This is a genomic window from Sutterella megalosphaeroides, assembly GCF_003609995.1.
Taxonomy (GTDB): Bacteria; Pseudomonadota; Gammaproteobacteria; order Burkholderiales; family Burkholderiaceae_F; genus Sutterella; species Sutterella megalosphaeroides.
This window is the reverse complement of record NZ_AP018786.1, coordinates 2431710-2450042: the sequence shown is the minus strand read 5'-3', so window position 1 is coordinate 2450042 and position 18333 is coordinate 2431710. Positions and strand designations below refer to the sequence as shown.

Here is an 18333-nt window from a genome sequence, read left to right as displayed (position 1 = left end):
GGGTAACACGCATCAGGAATACGGACGATCTTCGAGCCCTGCGGCGTTGCTACACTCTCCGCCACGTTCCTTTTCCCCAACTACGACGAACGAACTCATGCGCATTGCTTTTGTCTTCCCCGGACAGGGGAGTCAGTCGGTCGGAATGCTTTCGGGCTTTGCCGGAAACGTGACCGTCGAAGGCGTTCTTGCCCGAGCGGACGCCGCTCTCGGGTTTTCGATCTCGAACCTGATCGCCGAAGGTCCCGCGGAAACGCTCGGTCTTACGGTGAACACGCAGCCTGCGATGCTCGCCGCCTCGGTGGCGTTTTACGAAGCGTGGCTCGCCGCGGGCGGGCGCAAGCCCGATGTGACGGCCGGCCACTCGTTGGGCGAATACTCGGCCCTGACGGCTGCGGGCGTCTTCACGCTCGAAGACGCCGTGCGACTCGTGCGCTTCCGCGCGGAAGCGATGCAAAGCGCCGTTCCCGTCGGCACGGGCGGCATGGCCGCCGTGATCGGTCTCACGGACGAGGAGGTGCTCGCCGCCTGCGAAGAAGCGCGTTCCGTAGGGCCCGTCGAAGCGGTCAACTTCAACGCGCCCGGCCAGGTGGTGGTCGCGGGTGAAAAGGCGGCTTTGGCCCGTGCGATCGAATGCGTGAAGGCGCGCGGCGCGCGTCGTGCGATCGAACTTCCCGTTTCGGCCCCCTTCCATTCGTCGCTTTTGAAGCCCGCCGCCGAGCGGCTCGCCGAGCGTCTTGCCGAGACCCCGGTGTCGGCTCCGAGCTTTCCCGTGATCGCGAACGTCGACGCCGAGCTCCACACGACGCCCGATGCGATTCGCGCGAAGCTCGCCGCTCAGGCCGCTTCTGCCGTGCAGTGGGTGAAGACGATCGAACGCATGAAGGCCGACGGCGTCACGGACGTCGTCGAATGCGGCCCCGGGAAGGTCCTCGTCGGCCTCGTGCGCCGCATCGCGCCCGAAATGAACGTACATTCGCTCTACGACCAGGCGTCGCTTGACGCTCTTCTCCAAAAGCTCGCCTGAAACCGAGCGCAAAAGGATTGACAGCCATGGACAAGATGATTTTTGCTCCCGACGCGCTTCAAGACCGCGTCGTCCTCGTTACGGGCGCCTCGCGCGGCATCGGCGCGGCGATTCTCGAAGGGTTCGCCAAGACGGGTGCCGTCGTCGTCGGTACGGCCACCTCGGAAGCGGGCGCCGCGGCGATCGGCGCGGCGGTCGTTGCGGCGGGCGGTCGCGGCAAGGGGATCGTCCTCAACGTGTGCGACGCCGACGCGTGCGCGAAGGCGATCGATGACATCGTCGCCGAATACGGTCGCATCGACGTTCTCGTCAACAATGCGGGCGTCACGCGCGACACGCTTGCGATGCGCATGAAGGACGAGCAATGGGACGAGGTGATTGACACCGACCTCACGGCCGCCTTCCGCCTTGCGCGCGCGTGCCTGCGCCCGATGATGAAGCAGCGCTTCGGCCGCGTCATCTCCATCTCGTCCGTCGTGGGCGCCGCGGGCAACCCCGGTCAGGCGAACTACGCCGCGGCGAAGGCGGGTTTGGTCGGCATGTCGAAGGCCCTGGCGCGCGAAATGGGGGCTCGCAACATCACGGTGAACTGCGTGGCCCCGGGCTTCATCGACACCGACATGACGAGGGTGCTCCCCGAAGCGCAGAAGGAAGCGCTCGTCAAGACGATCCCGCTCGGTCGTCTGGGGGTGACGGACGACATCGCCAACGCGTGCCTTTTCCTCGCGTCCGACGCGGGCGGCTACGTGACGGGGACGACCCTCCACGTCAACGGCGGCATGTACATGGGCTGACGCCCTCGCAGAGTGCAAAGGGACCCGTCGACTTGGACGGGGCGCAATCACTCTGATAAAATTCACGAATTCATCAACGGGGAGAAAGGCCGCGTGCCCGACTCCCGCTACGGACCCGCAGAGGGTTCCGAAATCCCCGAATCGTCGGGGGACCTTTCCCTTTAAGCGGAGTTATCAAAATGGACGAAATCGAACAGAAGGTGAAGAAGATCGTTGCCGAACAGCTCGGCATCAAGGAAGAAGACATCAAGAACGAATCTTCCTTCATCGAAGACCTCGGCGCCGACAGCCTCACGACCGTTGAAATGTCGCTCGCCCTCGAAGATGCCTTCGGCATCGAAATCCCCGACACCGAACAGGAAAACCTCCGTACGGTTCAGCAGGCCATCGACTTCGTGAAGGCCGCTGCCGCCAAGTAAGCGGGTTCGGAAGGACGCTTGGAAGAGGAGCGGCTTCGGTCGCTCTTTTCCGACGTCGGATTCGAAGTGAAAGTGGGACCGATTCGGTCCCACTTCGCTTATCGGGAGGGCGCTTTTACCCTCTTTGCGCTAATCCGTGCGGCGGACGGCTTTGCCAAGCACGCGCTACGCGTACTACGATCGCGCGGCGTTCTTTGCAAAGCGGCCCGTACAAACGTACGAACGGTCGTCCGGCATGCTCGGCCGGGATTCTTCTTTTCGGGCGGATTCCCCTCGGGGCCGCCCTCTTTATCGAGCGTATTCAAGCCGCACGTTTTTTCGCGTGCGGTCCTGCGTGGCCGCGAACCGCTCCACCAATGCGAGCTTGGCGGTCGAATTCAAACTAACCGTACAAGGAGTCGGCCTCCTCTCCCGCCGCGGCCGCGCGTCGTGCGCTTGGGAACGGGGCCGTGATTAGCTATGAATCGTCGTGTCGTCGTTACCGGCCTCGGCATGGTTTCGCCCATCGGGAACAATCTGGAAACGAGTTGGAAAAACGCGCTCGCCGGCGTGAGCGGGATCGATACGGTCAAGAGTTTCGACGCTTCGATCCTCGGCTGCCAGATTGCCGGCGAAGTGAAGGACTTCGACGCCTCCGCCTATCTCGGCGTGAAGGAAGTCCGTCGATTCGACCGCTTCGTGCACTTCGGCGTTGCCGCGGGTCTCATGGCGCTCGAAGACGCGAAGCTCGAAATCACCGACGAGCTTTCGCCCGAAGCGGGCGTTGCGATCGGTGCGGGCATCGGCGGCATTCCCGTCATCTGCGCGAACCACGACGCGCTGCGCGACCGCGGCGCCCGTCGCATTTCGCCCTTCATGATCCCGGGCTGCATCATCAATATGACCTCGGGGCAGCTTGCGATCATGAAGAACCTCAAGGGTCCGAACATCGCCCACGTCACCGCCTGCTCGACGGGTCTTCACGCGATCGGCGAAGCCATGCACATCATCCGCCGCGGCGACGCGAAGGTGATGATCGCGGGCGGGTGCGAGTCGACCATTCATCCGCTCGCCATGGGGGCCTTCGACGCGATGCACGCGCTCTCGCGCCGCAACGACGACCCGAAGACCGCGTCGCGCCCCTTCGACAAGGATCGCGACGGCTTCGTGATGGGCGAAGGCGCGGGCGTGCTCGTTCTTGAAGAGCTCGAACACGCGCTCAACCGCGGAGCGAAGATTTACGCCGAAGTCGTGGGCTACGGCCTTACGGGCGACGCCTACCACATCACGACCCCGTCGACCGACGGTCCGCGCCGTTGCATGGAAATGGCGCTTCGCAACGCGGGGATCACGCCTGCGGACGTTCAGTATCTGAACGCGCACGGGACGTCGACGCCCGTCGGTGACGTGAACGAAGTGAAGGCGATCAAGGAAGTCTTCGGCGACGCCGTGAAGGGGCTTGTCGTCAATTCGACGAAGTCGATGACCGGGCATCTTCTCGGGGGTGCGGGCGGCGTCGAATCGGTCTTCACCGTGAAGGCCCTCGAAGAGCAGATTTCGCCTCCCACCATCAACGTCTTCGAGCAGGATCCCGAGTGCGACATCGACGTGTGCGCGAACGCGGCGCGTCCGATGGAGATCCGCTACGCGATGAAGAATTCGTTCGGCTTCGGCGGGACGAACTCCACCGTCATCTACAAGCGCTGGACGGCCTAAGGGCCGTCAGGCACGGTTCGCAGGGGCCGACAGGTACTTTGCGAGCCGAACGCTTTGAAAAAGCACCCCGACGCACGCTTCGTCCGGGGTGCTTTTTTCGTTAGGAAATCGTGCGATACGCCCGTCGACGGGGTAACTTCGCTAAAATGACGTCCTCCGAACCCGACGGGCGTCGTGTCCGTCGACAACTCGCAACATCTCTCAGCCGCAAGGACGGGACGCCGTCCGACACCGTGCGGCCCGAATTCGGTTCCATAGATTTTTCGTCCGCCCGACGGGCGCCCGCTTCAGAGAGGCTGCGGCGCCCTCGGAGGGGAGACCCGGGAAAAACGATTCCGACGCGCGTTAACGCGGACGGAATCGTCGGCGCGCGCCGCCCGTGCGGTCCTTCCCGCGAAGCGGACCCACCACGCGAAAGCTTTCACTCATCTCAGTTGACGATGCAAAACATCCGGAATTTTTCGATCATCGCCCACATCGACCACGGCAAGTCCACGCTCGCCGACCGACTCATTCAGCGCTGCGGGGGCCTCTCCGACCGCGAAATGAGCGAACAGGTCCTGGACAGCATGGACCTCGAGCGCGAACGCGGCATCACCATCAAGGCGCAGACCGCGGCCCTCAAGTACAAGGCGAAGGACGGCGAAATCTACGAACTCAACCTCATCGATACCCCGGGGCACGTCGACTTTTCCTACGAAGTGAGCCGCTCGCTTTCCGCCTGCGAAGGGGCGCTCCTCGTCGTCGACGCGACGCAGGGCGTCGAAGCGCAGACCGTGGCGAACTGCTACACCGCGATCGATCTGGGCGTAGAGGTGATTCCGGTTTTGAACAAGATGGACCTTCAGAGCGCGAATCCCGACGGCGCCGCCGAAGAAATCGAGGACGTGATCGGGATCGATGCGACGGACGCCATTCCCTGTTCGGCGAAGACCGGCATGGGGATCGACGACATTCTCGAGCGCGTCGTGCGCGACGTGCCGCCGCCCGAGGGCGACCCGAAGGCTCCCCTTCAGGCGCTCGTGATCGACTCGTGGTTCGACAACTACGTGGGCGTCGTGATGCTCGTGCGCGTCGTGAACGGCACGATCCGTCCGAAGGACAAGGTGTCGCTCATGGCGACGGGGGCGAACCACCTCGTCGAACAGGTGGGTGTCTTTACGCCGAAGAGCCAGCAGCGCACCGAGCTCACCGCGGGCGAAGTGGGCTTTGTGATCGCGGGCATCAAGGAACTGAAGGACGCGCGCGTGGGCGACACGATCACGCACGCCGCCAAGCCCGCCGAGGCGCCTCTGCCCGGCTTCAAGGAAGTGAAGCCCCAGGTGTTTGCGGGCCTCTATCCGGTCGAATCGAATCAGTACGAAGCGCTTCGCGACGCGCTCACGAAGCTCCAACTCAACGACGCGGCGCTCAAGTTCGAGCCCGAAGTCTCGCAGGCGCTCGGCTTCGGCTTCCGCGCGGGCTTCCTGGGGCTTTTGCACATGGACATCGTCCAGGAGCGACTCGAACGCGAATACAACATGGACCTCATCACGACGGCGCCTTCCGTCGTCTATGAAGTACTCATGACGAACGGGGAACTCCTTCAGGTTGAAAACCCCTCGAAGCTTCCGCCCGTCGACAAGATTGAAGAGATTCGCGAGCCTATTGAAAAGGTGACGATTTTCGTCCCGAACGAATACGTGGGCGCCGTGATGAAGCTCTGCCAGGAAAAGCGCGGCGTTCAGACGAACCTTGCCTACCACGGCCGTCAGGTGCATCTCACGTACGATCTGCCGCTCGCGGAAATCGTGCTCGACTTCTTCGACCGCATGAAGTCGCTCACCCGCGGCTACGCCTCGATGGACTACGAGTTCAAGGAATACCGTGCTTCGGACGTGGTGCGCGTCGACATGCTCATCAACGGCGAGAAGGTCGACGCCCTCTCGACGATTCTGCACCGTTCGAACGCCGTTGCGCGCGGTCGCGAAATCGTGACGCGTCTTCGCGGCCTCATTCCGCGTCAGATGTACGAAGTGTCGATCCAGGCTGCGATCGGCGCGAACATCATCGCGCGCGAAAACGTCAAGGCCCTTCGCAAGAACGTGCTCGCGAAGTGCTACGGCGGGGACATCACCCGAAAGCGCAAGCTCCTCGAAAAGCAGAAGGCCGGCAAGAAGCGCATGAAGCAGGTCGGGTCGGTTGAAATCCCGCAGGAAGCGTTCCTCGCCATCCTGCAGGTCGACGAAAAATAACTTCGGGAGTCGGTCGTGAACTTTGCACTCATTCTTTTCGTTCTCACGTGCGTGACGTTCCTCTTCTGGGTGGCGGAGCGGTGGAAGTTTCTGCCGGAGCGTCGCCGCAAGGCCGAGGAAGCAGCGCGCCGCTTCGAAGCGGACAACCGCGAAGCGATCGACCGCGGCGACGCGACCGTGATCGACGAGCGCAATCGCCTGAGTGAAAGGATTCTCCGTCAGCCCTGGTGGCTCGAATACACGGCGGGGCTTTTTCCCGTGATCGCGGTCGTGTTCCTGTTGCGCAGCTTCTTGTTCGAGCCCTTCCGCATTCCCTCGGGTTCGATGCTGCCGACCCTTCACATCGGGGACTTCATCCTCGTCAACAAGTTCGACTACGGCATTCGTCTGCCCGTGACGAACACGAAGATCATCCCCGTGGGCTCGCCCGAGCGCGGCGACGTCGTCGTCTTCAAGTACCCGATGGATACGCAGGTCGACTACATCAAGCGCGTCGTCGGCCTGCCGGGCGACACGGTCGAGTACCGCGACAAGGTGCTCTACGTGAACGGTGTCGAACAAAAGCAGACCGGGAGCCGCGACTTCGTCGACGACTCGACGATGATCACGCTCGAAGAGCGCGACGAACAGTTGGGTGAGGTGAACCACCTCATCGCCCGCGACGGCCGCCGTCCTTCGTGGGTTCCCCCCCAGGGGATCCTGCGCAAGGAAAAGTCCTGCGACTACAACGCGCGCGGTTTCGTCTGCACCGTCCCCGAAGGGCACTACTTCATGATGGGCGACAATCGCGACAACAGCGAAGACAGCCGCTACTGGGGCTTCGTGCCCGACGAAGACCTGGTCGGCCGCGCCGTTCTTATTTGGGCGAACTTCGGCGACATGAGCCGCGTGGGCGGCTTCCGCTGAGCGGTCGCTTCGGTCCCTGCGGCGGGCTTCAAGCCCCGAGCCCGGGGACCGATTCTTTTGAACCTGCGGGACGCGTCCTCGCATCGCGGCGAGCGGCCGCGTCACACCGCACTACGAACTGGAGGCGGCGCGCGCATTTCCGAAGCGACGAGCCCGGGAGCGCGCCCGAAATTGGATGAACGATCTTTCGCTTCTTGAGGAGCGCATCGGTTACGTCTTTGCCGATAAGAAGCTTCTTCGCCGTGCGGTCACGCACCGCAGCTTCGCGCAGGAACACAACGAGCGCCTCGAGTTTCTCGGCGACTCCGTGCTCAACTGCGTGATCGGTTACGCGCTCTTTCTGCGCGACCAACACTTCACGGAAGGGGAGCTTTCGCGCGTGCGCGCGAACCTCGTGTGCGAAAAGACCCTGCACGAAATCGCCAAGCGCCTCGAACTCTCCGAATTTCTTCGTATGGGCGAGGGGGAATTGAAAACGGGCGGCCCGCGCCGCGCTTCGATTCTTGCGGACGCAATGGAGGCGATTTTCGGCGCCGTTTTTCGCGAAGCGGGCTTTGACGCCGCGCAAGGCGTGGTGCTTCGCGTCTACGAACCGATTCTGACGAGCTTGAAGCCCGAAACCCTCGGCAAGGACCCGAAGACACGCCTTCAGGAGTTGCTCCAGGGCGCGCACCTCGCGCGTCCCGAATACGCCATTTTGCACACCTCGGGTGCCGCGCACGAACGGCATTTCGAATGCGAGTGCCGCATCGCGGCGCTCGACGTCGTGACGACGGGGCGCGCCACGTCGCGCCGCGCGGCCGAGCAGGAAGCGGCCGAAGCCGCCATCGTCGAAGCGGAAAAGCGCCTCGCGACGATGCCCCATGCCCGTCGCTAAGGAGTAAGGAACCATGACCGAATTGAACGAAAAGCCGACGACGCCGGAAGCTCCCGAGTTGACCGACACGAACGAAACGACCGAAGCGCCCGCAATGCTCGAACGCGTCACCGCGGACGAATCGGGCGAAGTCGACTTCGAAGCGATGCTTGCCGCCGCGGTGAAGCCCGCGATGCCGAGCGTGCCCGAGGGTTTCCGCTGCGGGTATGTCGCCGTCGTGGGTCGCCCCAACGTCGGGAAGTCGACTCTCATCAACCACCTGATCGGCGAAAAGGTCTCGATCACGTCGAAAAAGCCCCAGACAACGCGCGACCGCGTGCTCGGCGTCGTCACGAAGCCCGAGGCGCAGTTCATCTTCGTCGACACGCCGGGCTTCCAGACGAAGGTGGGCTCGCAGCTCATCCGCCGCATGAACCGTACGGTCCGCTCGACCCTCGGTGAAGTCGACGCGGTCGTCTTCGTGATGGAGTCGGTCGGCTGGCGCCCCGCAGACCTTGAAGTCCTGAAGCTCCTCCCGAAGGAGGCGAAGAACGTCGTTCTCGCCATCAACAAGGTCGACCTCCTGAAGGGACGCGACAAGCTGCTGCCTCTCATGGCGGAATCGATGCAGAAGTTCCCCTTCGCGGCGATCGTTCCGGTGTCGGCAGAAAAGGGGCGTCAGCTCGACGACCTTCTCGGCGAAGTCGAAAAGTTCCTTCCCAAGAGCATTCCCTATTTCGACCCCGACATGTTCACGGACCGCTCGCCCCGGTACTTGGCCGCCGAGACGATCCGCGAGAAGGCCTTCCGTCTTCTCGGCGACGAACTTCCCTACGGCATCGCCGTCACGATCGACCGTTGGAACGAAACGGACGAGGCGGCTGAAATCATCGCGACCCTCATCGTCGAGCGCGAAAGCCACAAACCGATCGTGATCGGGGAAGGCGGTTCGAAATTGCGCGAAATCGGACGCCTTGCACGCGCCGACATCGCCGAGATGCTCGGCAAGCCCCTGCACCTCGAAGTCTGGGTGCGCGTGCGCCGCGGCTGGTCCGACGACGTGAAGGCTCTGAAGACGCTCGGCTATGAGTGACGAACGCGAAGCGCCCGCAGCCGCACGCCGCGGGCGCCTCCCGTCGACGGAGCGTCCGTCGACGCTCGCCGACGTGCTCTATCGGCGTAAGAGCGCCGAACGCATCCTGGAGCTTGTGCGTTCGCCCGAAGCGCGTGCGGCAAAAGGCGCGGCGATGCCCAAGCGCGTCGTCGACGAGCTCGGCTTCGTGCTCCACACCTACCCCTGGAGCGAGTCGAGCCTCTTGGTCGACGCGCTTACCGTGCATTACGGCCGGGTCTTTTTGATCGCCAAGGGTGCGAAGCGGCCCTCCTCTCTCGTGCGGGGGCTCTTGACGCCCTTTGCTCCCCTGCGCTTTGCGTGGTCGGGCCGCAACGAAGCGAAGGTCCTCGTCAAAGCCGACTGGATGGGGACGATGACGCCCCCGACGGGCGAAGCGCTCCTTTCGGGCTTCTACATGAACGAGCTCGTTTTGCGATTGACGGAGCGCGAAGACCGGCACGAGGGCCTTTTCGAACTCTACGCCACGACCTTGGCCGCCCTTTCGGACGACGACAAAACCGCGCGTTCCGCGCGGCTGCGGCGCTTTGAAAAGGGGCTTCTCACGATTCTCGGCTGGGGTCCGAACGTCGCGGGCCGGGGAGAACTTTCCCGCACGGAGCGCTATGTGGTGAGCGACGGGGCGCTCCACGTCGAAGGGAGTCTGCCGCCCGAAGCGCTTTCTCCCAAAGCGGGTCGCTACACGGCCGAGGCCGTCGCGGCGCTCCTTGCGGACGACTTTTCGACGCCCGCCAAAGTGCGTTCGGCGCGTGATATTCTGAGAGAGCTCATTCAGTTTCACCTGGGACCCCGCACGATGCACACCCGCCGGATTCTCGGAGAGCTCACGCGCCTCTGAGGGCGACGTCCGACGGTCGGGAGCGGCATTCGCCCGGGACACCGAAGGACATACTACGCCATGCTTACGAAACGCAATCTTGAGCGCGCCGCGACGCTCGGCCCCGTGACGATCGACCTCGAAGGGCTCGAACTCACCGAGCGCGAACGCGCCCGACTTCGTCATCCGCTGACGGGCCTCGTCATTCTCTTTTCGCGCAATTACGCTTCGCGCGAGCAGCTCGCGGCGCTTTGCGCGGAGATCCACGCCGAGCGCCCGGGCATCGTTATTGCGGTCGACCACGAAGGGGGGCGCGTACAGCGCTTTCGCGAAGGCTTCACGCACGTCCCCGCCATGGCGACGCTGCGCGAAAAGGGCCCCTCGGCCTTCTGGGCGGCGGGGTTCGTGCTCGGCGCGGAGTTGCGCGCCTGCGGCGTCGACATGACTTTTGCGCCGGTGCTCGACATCGACTACGGCCGCTCGGGCGTAATCGGGGACCGCGCGCTCGGGGCGACGTGCGAGGCGGTGATCCGTCACGGCGCGGCCCTCACGGCCGGGCTCGCGGAAGCGGGCATGTCGGCGTGCGGCAAACACTATCCGGGCCACGGGTGGGCCGAAGCCGACAGCCACGTGGCGCTTCCCGTCGACGAACGGCCGCGCGAAGCCGTTGAAGCGGACCTCGCAATCTACGAAGCGCTCGCCCCGTCGCTCGGTGCCGCGATGACGGCGCACGTCGCCTACAAGGCCTTCGGGGGCGAAGTCGCCACCTATTCGCCGGAACTGCTTCGCACGATCCTTCGCGACCGATTGGGCTTTACGGGGCTTCTTTTCTCGGACGACCTCTCGATGAAGGGAGCGGTCGGGAACCTCACCGTTGCGCAGCGCGCCCGCCGCGCGCTCGATTCGGGGTGCGACGCGCTTTTGCACTGCAATCACCCCGACGAAGCGGACGAACTCCTCGGCGTTCTCGAGTGGAAGCGCGGTGAACACTTCAACGAGCGGCTTGCGCGCCTGATGCCCGCCGACGAGGGGCTCGATCGCGAAGTGCTTGAGGGGTTGGAGACCTACCGTCGGGCACTCGCGAAGCTCTCGGCACTCTGAGACGTCGGGGCATCGCTCAACCGTTCGAAACGATCGGAAAATCCGAGAGGGGAGCCCGAGACTCGCTCCCCCCCTCTACAATGAGGTTCACGACGTCGGGGCGCACGGGCGCCCCGACACTTTCGAAGAAAGGCTTTCATGATCATTCAGTCGCTTCTCGACACGGACCTCTACAAATTCACGATGCAGCAGTGCGTGCTGCACCAGTTCCCGGCCGCCGAGGTCGAGTACCGCTTCAAGTGCCGTACGCCCGGCGTCGACCTTCGTCCGATGATCGACGAGATCGCGGCCGAGATCGACCACCTCACGTCGATCTACTTCACCGACGAGGAGCTTGCGTACCTTGCGTCGCTTCGCTTCATGAAGTCGGACTACATCGAGTTTCTGAGCCTCTTTCACCTGAAGCGCAAGTACGTCGACATCCGACCCTCGGACGAATTTCCCTGCGGGATCGATATCCGCATCGCGGGGCCGTGGCTCCACACGATTCCCTTCGAAATTCCCGTGCTCGCGATCGTCAACGAGGTGTACTTTCGCCGCCTCTACCCGGACCTCTCCGAAGAGGAGGGATTGCGGCGCCTCGGCGAGAAGATCCGACTCCTCAAAGAGGAGCCCGACAACGAGGACCTTCACATTTCCGACTACGGCACGCGCCGGCGCTTCTCGCGCTCGTGGCAGCGCCGCGTGATCGAAATCCTGAAGCACGACCTCGGCTCGCAGCTTTCGGGGACGTCCAACGTGATGTTCGCGAAGGAGCTGGGGCTCATTCCGCTCGGCACGATGGCGCACGAATACCTTCAGGCCTGCCAGGCCTTGGGTCCGCGGTTGCGCGACAGTCAGGTATTCGGCTTCGAGATGTGGGCGAAAGAATACCGAGGGGACCTCGGCATTGCGCTCTCCGACGTCTACGGGATGGAGCCATTCCTCAAGGATTTCGACATGTACTTTTGCAAGCTCTTCGACGGGGCGCGCCACGATTCGGGCGACCCCTTCGTCTGGGGCGAGCGCATGATCGAACACTGGCGCACGAACCGGTGCGATCCGCGCACGAAGTCGCTCATCTTCTCCGACGCACTCACGATCCCGAAGGTGATCGAACTCTATCGGCGCTTCCACGGGCGCGTGCGCTTGGGGTTCGGGATCGGCACGAACCTCATGAACGACCGCGGCCCCGCGCCCCTCAACGTCGTCATCAAGATGGTGAAGGCAAACGGGCAGCCCGTCGCGAAGATTTCCGACGCCCCCGAAAAGGGCATGTGCGAGGACGAAGGGTACCTCGCGTACCTGCGACAGGTCTTCGGGATCGCCTAAGGCGCGCGGTCGTAGTTTGAAAGACGAAAAAGCCTCTGAAAAAACCTTTTTTTCGGGGGCTTTTTCTCACCGTTCGGGGCCGATTCGGTGTATTTTCTCAAGTCGTCCGACACCGTTCGGATGCCACTACGCTTTTGGCGCGCATCGGAAAGGACGGGCGTTCAGCCCCACGAGCGAAAGGGTCGCAAAGAGCCCTCTCCTCCTTTCCGACGCACACCTTTCTCCAACCAAGAACGTTCGATCCCGTTCAGGGTTTCGGCACGTCTTCCGGCTCCCCTCGGGTCGGCGGATTCACCGGTGCCGTACCCTCCCGCATCCCCCGGGGATCGGACGAACGACACATAAAGGAGTCCACTCGTGTCTCGAACGACGCTTCTGCGTTCTCTCGCGGCGATCGGGGCCCTCTTGCCGGCGGCTTCGTTCGCGGCGGGCCTCAACGGCGCCGAACTCGGTTTGGCCTGGGCCGTCCCGTTTGCGGGCATTCTGCTCTCGATCGCGCTCTTCCCGCTTTTCGCTCCCCACTTCTGGCATCACAACTTCGGCAAGATCGCCGTCTTCTGGGCGCTCTGCTGTGCGGTTCCCCTCATGGGCTTCCTCGGCGTCGGCACGGGGCTCGATGCGATCATCCACATCCTGCTCGTCGACTACGTGCCCTTCCTCATCTTCGTGGGGGCGCTCTTCATCGTGGCGGGCGGCATTCACGTGCGCGGCACCTTCGTGGGTCGTCCGATCGTCAACGCGTGCTTTCTCGCGCTCGGCGCGGTGCTCGCGAACTTCATGGGGACGACGGGCGCGGCGATGCTCCTCATCCGTCCGCTCATCCAGGCGAACGAGGGCCGCAAGCGCAAGCTCCACACCTTCATCTTCTTCATCTTTCTCGTGGCGAACGTGGGCGGTGCGTTGACGCCGCTCGGCGATCCGCCCCTCTTCCTCGGGTTCCTGAAGGGCGTGAACTTCTTCTGGACGGCCGAACACCTTCTGCTTCCGTGGCTCCTCGCGTGCGCGATTCTTCTCGGGATCTACTTCGCGATCGACTCCGCCATGTTCAAGAAGGATGTGGCCGACGGCTTCAAGGCGCCCGAAGACACGAAGCCCTTCGGTATCGACGGCGGGATCAACATCCTTTTCCTCGGTTTCATCATCGGCGGCGTGCTCCTTTCGGGCTTCTGGCGCTCGGGCTCCGAAGTCACGCTCCTGGGCGTTCACTTCGCCTACGAATCCCTCGCGCGCGACGCGATCTTCATCGTGACGGCGGGTTTGTCGCTTGCGCTCACCGCGAAGGCGACGCGCGAAGCCAACCACTTCACGTGGGACCCGATCCTCGAAGTCGCGAAGCTCTTCTTCGGGATCTTCTGCTGCATCGTGCCCGTGCTTGAAATGCTGCGCGCCGGCAACCACGGGGCCTTCGCTCCGCTCGTGTCGCTCGTCACGTTCGAAGACGGCACGTTCAACAACACGGTCTTCTTCTGGTTGACGGGCACGCTCTCGGCGTTCCTCGACAACGCGCCTACGTACCTCGCCTTCTTCAACCTCGCGGGGGGCGATCCCACGGTGCTCATGACCGAAGACGCCCAGACCCTGATGGCGATCTCGATGGGCTCGGTCTTCATGGGGGCCGTGACCTACATCGGCAACGCTCCGAACTTCATGACGGTTGCGATCTGCCACGAACGCGGCGTGAAGATGCCGACCTTCTTCGGCTACATGCTCTGGTCGGTGGGGATCCTCTTCCCGACCTTCTTCCTCGTCGACATGCTCTTCCTCATCTGAGGATGACCTCCCCGAGCGGGCTCGACCCGCTCGCGGGCAAGACGACCGACGGGCGCGGATTTCCGCGCCCGTTCTTCATTTACGGAAGACCGAACGTTCTTCGGGCGCTACACTCATTCCGTAACATGCACCCGCAATTCCGGAGGACTTCGCACGCCATGACAACGCCCACGCCTTTCGTTCGCAAGGACGATTTTTCGACTTCGCCCGAGAAGCGCCCGTCGGGCGTCGATCTCGGCGGCGTCGCGCGCCGCGCGCTTCTTCCGCTGCTGATTCTCCTTGCCTGGTACCTCGCGGCCGAAGCGCGCCTTTTTCCGCCGTTACTCCTTCCCTCGCCCGTGCGCGTATTCGGTGCGGCGGCGGAACTTCTGGAGACGGGGGAGCTCGCCAAGCACGCGGCGGCCTCCTTGGCGCGCGTCGTCTCGGGCTTTCTCATTTCGGCCGCGGCGGCGCTCTTTCTCGCCTTCCTCTTTTACCGCCGACGTCGATGGGAAGAGGGGGCGTCGATCGTGCTCGAGAGCCTTCGCGTCGTGCCGCCCCTCTCGCTCGTGCCGCTTCTCATTCTCTGGCTCGGGATCGGCGAAGCTCCGAAGCTTGCGATCGTCGTCCTTTCGAGCTTCTTTCCCGTCTATCTCAACGCGCTTTCGTCCCTGAGGGCCGTCGAAGCACGCTGGCGCGAGTACGCTCGTGCGTTCGAGTTGACGCCGGGCGAGTGCCTGCGGCACATCCACGTGCCCGGGGCCATCGGAGGGCTCCTCACGGGCCTGAGACTCGGCTTCGGCTACGCCTGGCGCGCCCTGATCGGCTCCGAACTCATTGCGGCGGCCTCGGGCCTCGGCTACCTGATCGAAGACGCATCGAGCATGGCGCGCACCGACGTCGTCTTCGTGGGGGTGCTTACGATTGCGCTCCTCGGCATTCTCTGCGACGTTCTCTTTCAGAAGGGAGCCGAATACTTCGAAGCGCGCATGCGCCGCACGAAGAGTCTCACTCCCCCGGTGACGCCTCCGACGTCCCAAAACGCTTCGCACGCCGCCGCTTCCGCCTCTCACAAGGCCTCCGAGCACGATCTTCCCGCCGTGCGCATTGAAATGCTCGGGAAAACCTTCCCGGGCGGCACCGCGCCCTTTGAGGCCCTCACGGACACCTTCCCCGCGGGGCGCGTGACGGCGTTGCTCGGCCGCTCGGGTTGCGGGAAGACGACGCTCCTCAAAATCGTGGCGGGCCTCTCGGCGCCTACGGCGGGGTGCGTGCGTTTCGAGCGAAAAGCGGGGAGTGGCGCCGCAGCGCTTCGTCCCGCGATCGGGATCGTCTTTCAGAGCCCGATGCTTCTCGACTGGAAGACGGTCGTCGAAAACGTCGAAATGGGGATTCTGCACGTTCCCGAAACCGAGCGGCGCGAGCGGGCTCTGGCGGCTCTCGACGTGGTGGGACTCGGCGAGAGGGCCGACGCCTGCCCCGAGGAGCTTTCGGGCGGCATGGCGCAGCGCGTGGGCTTTGCGCGGGCGCTCGCGCGCAACCCCGAGGTGCTCCTCATGGACGAACCCTTCGGGGCGCTCGATGCGCTCACCCGTACGGCCCTTCAGCGGCGCTGCCGCACGATTCTTGCCGAACGCCCGATGACGGTCCTTCTCATCACGCACGACGTGCGCGAGGCCGTGCGACTCGGGGACGAAATCCGCATTCTCGAAGCGGGGCGCCTCGTGACGGAACCCGCCGTCTCGGACCCCGCAGAGCGCGAGGCGGGCCTTGAAGCGGCGGCGCTCGAAGAGCGGATCCTCACGCGCCTCCTCGGAGGGGCGTCGCTACAATAAACACACGCCTTTCCGAGCGGCCGGGCCCGATCCCCCGCCGCGTACGGAACGGGCTCGACCTTTTCATTTGATTCTCTAATTCCAATCTTTCGGAACATCATTCATGCGTATCAAGAGCATTGCGGCCGCGCTTCTCATGGCGGCCTCGGCGGCCCTTTCCGCCGCCCAATTCCCCGAATCGATCAGCATCACGTACGTGAAGGCGCCCTTCAACCTTCAGAACATCGTCATGAAGGAGCGCGGCATGCTTGAAGAAGCCTTCAAGAACGAGAACGTCAAGATCGACTGGCGCGTCATCAATTCGGGCGCCCAGCAGGGTCAGGCGATGGCGTCGGGCGATCTGGACTTCTCGGCCGTCATGAATACGGCGAGCCTTCTGATGGCGGCGGGTGCCGGGAACCCCATCGCGGTGGCGACGGGTGTGGCGCACCCGAAGGGGATCTTCGCGATCGTCGGCAAGCCTGGCGAAGCCCTCTCCGTGAAGGACCTCAAGGGTAAGACGGTGGTGGGCCCGAAGGGGACCGTCCTCCATCAGCTGCTTGTTGCGGCTCTGAAGCAGGAAGGGCTTTCCATCTCCGACGTCGACTTCGTGAACATGGACCCCGCGGCCGCCATGACGGCCGTCGTAGCCGGCAAGGCCGACGCCGCGCTTCTCGCCGCGAACCTCATCCTCAAGGCGAACGACGCGGGCGCGAAGACGATCGTCACCTGCGACGGCTACGTCGACCCGAACCTCGTCATGACCGTTCGCCGCGAGTTCGCCCAACAGTATCCGGAAGCCTACGACCGCGTCGTTGCGGTGAACCGCGCGGCTCTGGCCTGGATCCGTGCCAACAAGGACGAAGCCCTTCGCATCGGCGCCAAGGCTCAGGGCGTCACCGTCGAAGAAGCGGCGAAGCTCTACGACGGCTCGGGCTTTTACGACACGCTCACCGACGCCGACATCGCCTCGCTCGAAAAGGACCAGGCGTTCCTGCTTGAAAACGGCATGATGCAAAAGAGCGTTGACGTGAAGAGCCTCATTCTCCCGTCCGCCCTCAAGTGATCGACTCTCGGGGAGGAGCGTTCGAGCTTTCGAGCCGCGCCCGCCCCGTAGTCTCGAACGTACCCCGGTTCGCTTCGTATGTGTCGAGCGAACCGGTCTTGTTTGCGGGAAGGCCCCCGAACTACATGCGCCGAACACATAAAAAAAACGGTGCTTCGAGCGAAGCACCGTTTTTTGGAATCTGGCAGGGGTAGTAGGATTCGAACCTACGCATGGCGGATTCAGAATCCGCTGCCTTAACCGGACTTGGCTATACCCCAGTACTGGTGCGGTCGATGAGATTTGAACTCATATGGATCTCTCCGCTACCCCCTCAAGATAGTGCGTCTACCAATTTCGCCACGACCGCAGCCTTTCAAATTTTCATCCTTGCGTCACCGGAAGTGAGGCTTCCTCATCAAGGAAGAATTTAATGATACCTCATGTTTTTGAAAAAAGCAAGGTCTCTAAGAAAAAATCAAGATTTTTTCGGATTCGCCCTGCAAGGGACGGCCGGATGCGGTTCGCCCCCGGTACTCTTGCGCATTTTCCGACGGGTTTCGAGCGTGGCGCCCACGCCTGCCACCGTGATGATGAGAATGCCGAGCGCGGCCCAGAGGCTGATCGGCTCGTCGAAGAACATCCATCCGAAGACGGCCGCAAAGACGATGGCGGCGTACTGGAGGGAACTCGTCAAAAGGATGCTTTCGCCGCTCCAGGCGCGCGTCATGCTGAGCTGAGCGAGGATCCCCGAGACCGCCATCCCAAGGACGGGCCAGCCGTTTTCCAAGGTGAGCATGGTCATGGGCCCTTCAAAGAGGAAGTGGCAGACGAGCGAAGCGACGGTCCCCGTAAGCGAAAAGTAAAAGACGATGCGCCACTCGGGTTCGTGAAGTTCCGTCATCTGTCGCACCTGGAACTGCGCGAGCGCGGCAAGGAACCCCGACGAGAGGCCGATAAGCCCCGGGAGGAAGTCCGCCGAGTGTACGTCCGGGTTGAGGACGAGCGTGATCCCGAAAAAGCCCAGAACGACGCACAGAAGCAGCTTCCACTCCAAAGGGTCGTGACGGCGCAGGGCGAGCACGACTGCAATCGCCGCCATCCACAAGGGATTCGTGTAGTTGAGCGTCATCGCGGTGCCGAGCGGCAGGTGCGCGATGGCGTAAAACCAAATCAGAAGCGCGGCGGTGCCGAGGATGCTGCGCTTGAAGTGACTCCCGAGGTAGGGCGTGCGAAGCGTGCGTCCGCGGGCGACGACGAAGCCGTAGAGTACGAGCGTGGCAAAGAGCTGACGGTAAAAGACGAGCTCGTACGCGCCGAACGCGTCGGTGCCGAACTTCGCGAAGGCCGCCATCAGGGAAAAGAAGAGGGAGGCCGCAAGCATCCAGAAGCTTCGCATGGGACTAACCGGAGGAGCAAAAATTCCGAGTGTG

At 63.4% G+C, this 18333-nt stretch carries 15 protein-coding genes and 1 tRNA gene; 14 read left to right on the top strand and 2 right to left on the bottom strand.

Features of this window, described 5'->3' with window-relative positions:
• Positions 1-97: 97 nt before the first annotated feature.
• The 14 genes from fabD (at position 98) to S6FBBBH3_RS09685 (ending at position 16921) form a co-directional block, all read left to right on the top strand.
• Positions 98-1027, top strand: coding sequence for an ACP S-malonyltransferase (gene fabD / locus S6FBBBH3_RS09750; protein WP_120177553.1), 930 nt, complete (start codon positions 98-100; stop codon positions 1025-1027).
• Between the two features lie 26 nt (positions 1028-1053).
• Complete coding sequence (gene fabG, locus S6FBBBH3_RS09745) at positions 1054-1821, top strand: 3-oxoacyl-ACP reductase FabG (RefSeq protein WP_120177552.1); 768 nt, start codon at positions 1054-1056, stop codon at positions 1819-1821.
• A 179-nt stretch (positions 1822-2000) separates the two neighbouring features.
• Positions 2001-2240, top strand: coding sequence for an acyl carrier protein (gene acpP / locus S6FBBBH3_RS09740; protein WP_120177551.1), 240 nt, complete (start codon positions 2001-2003; stop codon positions 2238-2240).
• Positions 2241-2699: 459 nt separating this feature from the next.
• Positions 2700-3935 carry a beta-ketoacyl-ACP synthase II gene (fabF, locus tag S6FBBBH3_RS09735; protein WP_120177550.1) on the top strand — a complete coding sequence of 412 codons (1236 nt, stop codon included), beginning with the start codon at positions 2700-2702 and terminating at the stop codon, positions 3933-3935.
• Between the two features lie 440 nt (positions 3936-4375).
• A complete protein-coding gene (gene lepA / locus S6FBBBH3_RS09730; protein ID WP_120177549.1) occupies positions 4376-6169 on the top strand; it encodes a translation elongation factor 4 in 1794 nt (597 codons plus the stop codon).
• A 15-nt stretch (positions 6170-6184) separates the two neighbouring features.
• Positions 6185-7075: a signal peptidase I gene (lepB, locus tag S6FBBBH3_RS09725; protein ID WP_120177548.1), complete on the top strand. Its 891-nt coding sequence runs from the start codon at positions 6185-6187 to the stop codon at positions 7073-7075.
• Positions 7076-7250: 175 nt separating this feature from the next.
• Positions 7251-7952, top strand: coding sequence for a ribonuclease III (gene rnc, locus S6FBBBH3_RS09720; RefSeq protein ID WP_120177547.1), 702 nt, complete (start codon positions 7251-7253; stop codon positions 7950-7952).
• A gap of 172 nt (positions 7953-8124) precedes the next feature.
• Positions 8125-9024, top strand: a complete 900-nt coding sequence (gene era / locus S6FBBBH3_RS09715) for a GTPase Era (RefSeq protein ID WP_232008862.1) — start codon at positions 8125-8127, stop codon at positions 9022-9024.
• On the top strand, positions 9017-9901 hold the full coding sequence (recO, locus tag S6FBBBH3_RS09710) for a DNA repair protein RecO (RefSeq protein WP_120177545.1): 885 nt from the start codon (positions 9017-9019) through the stop codon (positions 9899-9901). Before era ends, recO begins: the two co-directional genes overlap by 8 nt.
• Positions 9902-9961: 60 nt before the next feature.
• Positions 9962-10981: a beta-N-acetylhexosaminidase gene (gene nagZ, locus S6FBBBH3_RS09705; RefSeq protein WP_120177544.1), complete on the top strand. Its 1020-nt coding sequence runs from the start codon at positions 9962-9964 to the stop codon at positions 10979-10981.
• Positions 10982-11119: 138 nt separating this feature from the next.
• Positions 11120-12292, top strand: a complete 1173-nt coding sequence (gene pncB / locus S6FBBBH3_RS09700) for a nicotinate phosphoribosyltransferase (RefSeq protein WP_120177543.1) — start codon at positions 11120-11122, stop codon at positions 12290-12292.
• 375 nt (positions 12293-12667) lie between these two features.
• Positions 12668-14062 carry a sodium:proton antiporter gene (locus S6FBBBH3_RS09695; protein WP_197714315.1) on the top strand — a complete coding sequence of 465 codons (1395 nt, stop codon included), beginning with the start codon at positions 12668-12670 and terminating at the stop codon, positions 14060-14062.
• Positions 14063-14220: 158 nt separating this feature from the next.
• A complete protein-coding gene (locus S6FBBBH3_RS09690) occupies positions 14221-15876 on the top strand; it encodes an ATP-binding cassette domain-containing protein (RefSeq protein ID WP_170143911.1) in 1656 nt (551 codons plus the stop codon).
• A 103-nt stretch (positions 15877-15979) separates the two neighbouring features.
• Complete coding sequence (locus S6FBBBH3_RS09685) at positions 15980-16921, top strand: ABC transporter substrate-binding protein (RefSeq protein WP_120177540.1); 942 nt, start codon at positions 15980-15982, stop codon at positions 16919-16921.
• Between the two features lie 264 nt (positions 16922-17185).
• On the opposite strand, the gene S6FBBBH3_RS09675 is transcribed toward S6FBBBH3_RS09685, so the two are convergent.
• Positions 17186-17270 (bottom strand) — tRNA-Leu (locus tag S6FBBBH3_RS09675).
• 108 nt (positions 17271-17378) lie between these two features.
• A complete protein-coding gene (locus S6FBBBH3_RS09670; protein ID WP_120177539.1) occupies positions 17379-18299 on the bottom strand; it encodes a DMT family transporter in 921 nt (306 codons plus the stop codon).
• Positions 18300-18333 lie beyond the last annotated feature (34 nt).

What these genes read in the sequence shown, in the direction of transcription:
- fabD (WP_120177553.1), top strand. Translation starts at nt 98, where the DNA reads ATGCGCATTGCTTTTGTCTTCCCCGGACAGGGGAGTCAGTCGGTCGGA.
- fabG (WP_120177552.1), top strand. Translation starts at nt 1,054, where the DNA reads ATGGACAAGATGATTTTTGCTCCCGACGCGCTTCAAGACCGCGTCGTC.
- acpP (WP_120177551.1), top strand. Translation starts at nt 2,001, where the DNA reads ATGGACGAAATCGAACAGAAGGTGAAGAAGATCGTTGCCGAACAGCTC.
- fabF (WP_120177550.1), top strand. Translation starts at nt 2,700, where the DNA reads ATGAATCGTCGTGTCGTCGTTACCGGCCTCGGCATGGTTTCGCCCATC.
- lepA (WP_120177549.1), top strand. Translation starts at nt 4,376, where the DNA reads ATGCAAAACATCCGGAATTTTTCGATCATCGCCCACATCGACCACGGC.
- rnc (WP_120177547.1), top strand. Translation starts at nt 7,251, where the DNA reads ATGAACGATCTTTCGCTTCTTGAGGAGCGCATCGGTTACGTCTTTGCC.
- era (WP_232008862.1), top strand. Translation starts at nt 8,125, where the DNA reads ATGCCGAGCGTGCCCGAGGGTTTCCGCTGCGGGTATGTCGCCGTCGTG.
- recO (WP_120177545.1), top strand. Translation starts at nt 9,017, where the DNA reads ATGAGTGACGAACGCGAAGCGCCCGCAGCCGCACGCCGCGGGCGCCTC.
- nagZ (WP_120177544.1), top strand. Translation starts at nt 9,962, where the DNA reads ATGCTTACGAAACGCAATCTTGAGCGCGCCGCGACGCTCGGCCCCGTG.
- pncB (WP_120177543.1), top strand. Translation starts at nt 11,120, where the DNA reads ATGATCATTCAGTCGCTTCTCGACACGGACCTCTACAAATTCACGATG.
- S6FBBBH3_RS09690 (WP_170143911.1), top strand. Translation starts at nt 14,221, where the DNA reads ATGACAACGCCCACGCCTTTCGTTCGCAAGGACGATTTTTCGACTTCG.
- S6FBBBH3_RS09685 (WP_120177540.1), top strand. Translation starts at nt 15,980, where the DNA reads ATGCGTATCAAGAGCATTGCGGCCGCGCTTCTCATGGCGGCCTCGGCG.
- S6FBBBH3_RS09670 (WP_120177539.1), bottom strand. Translation starts at nt 18,299, where the DNA reads ATGCGAAGCTTCTGGATGCTTGCGGCCTCCCTCTTCTTTTCCCTGATG.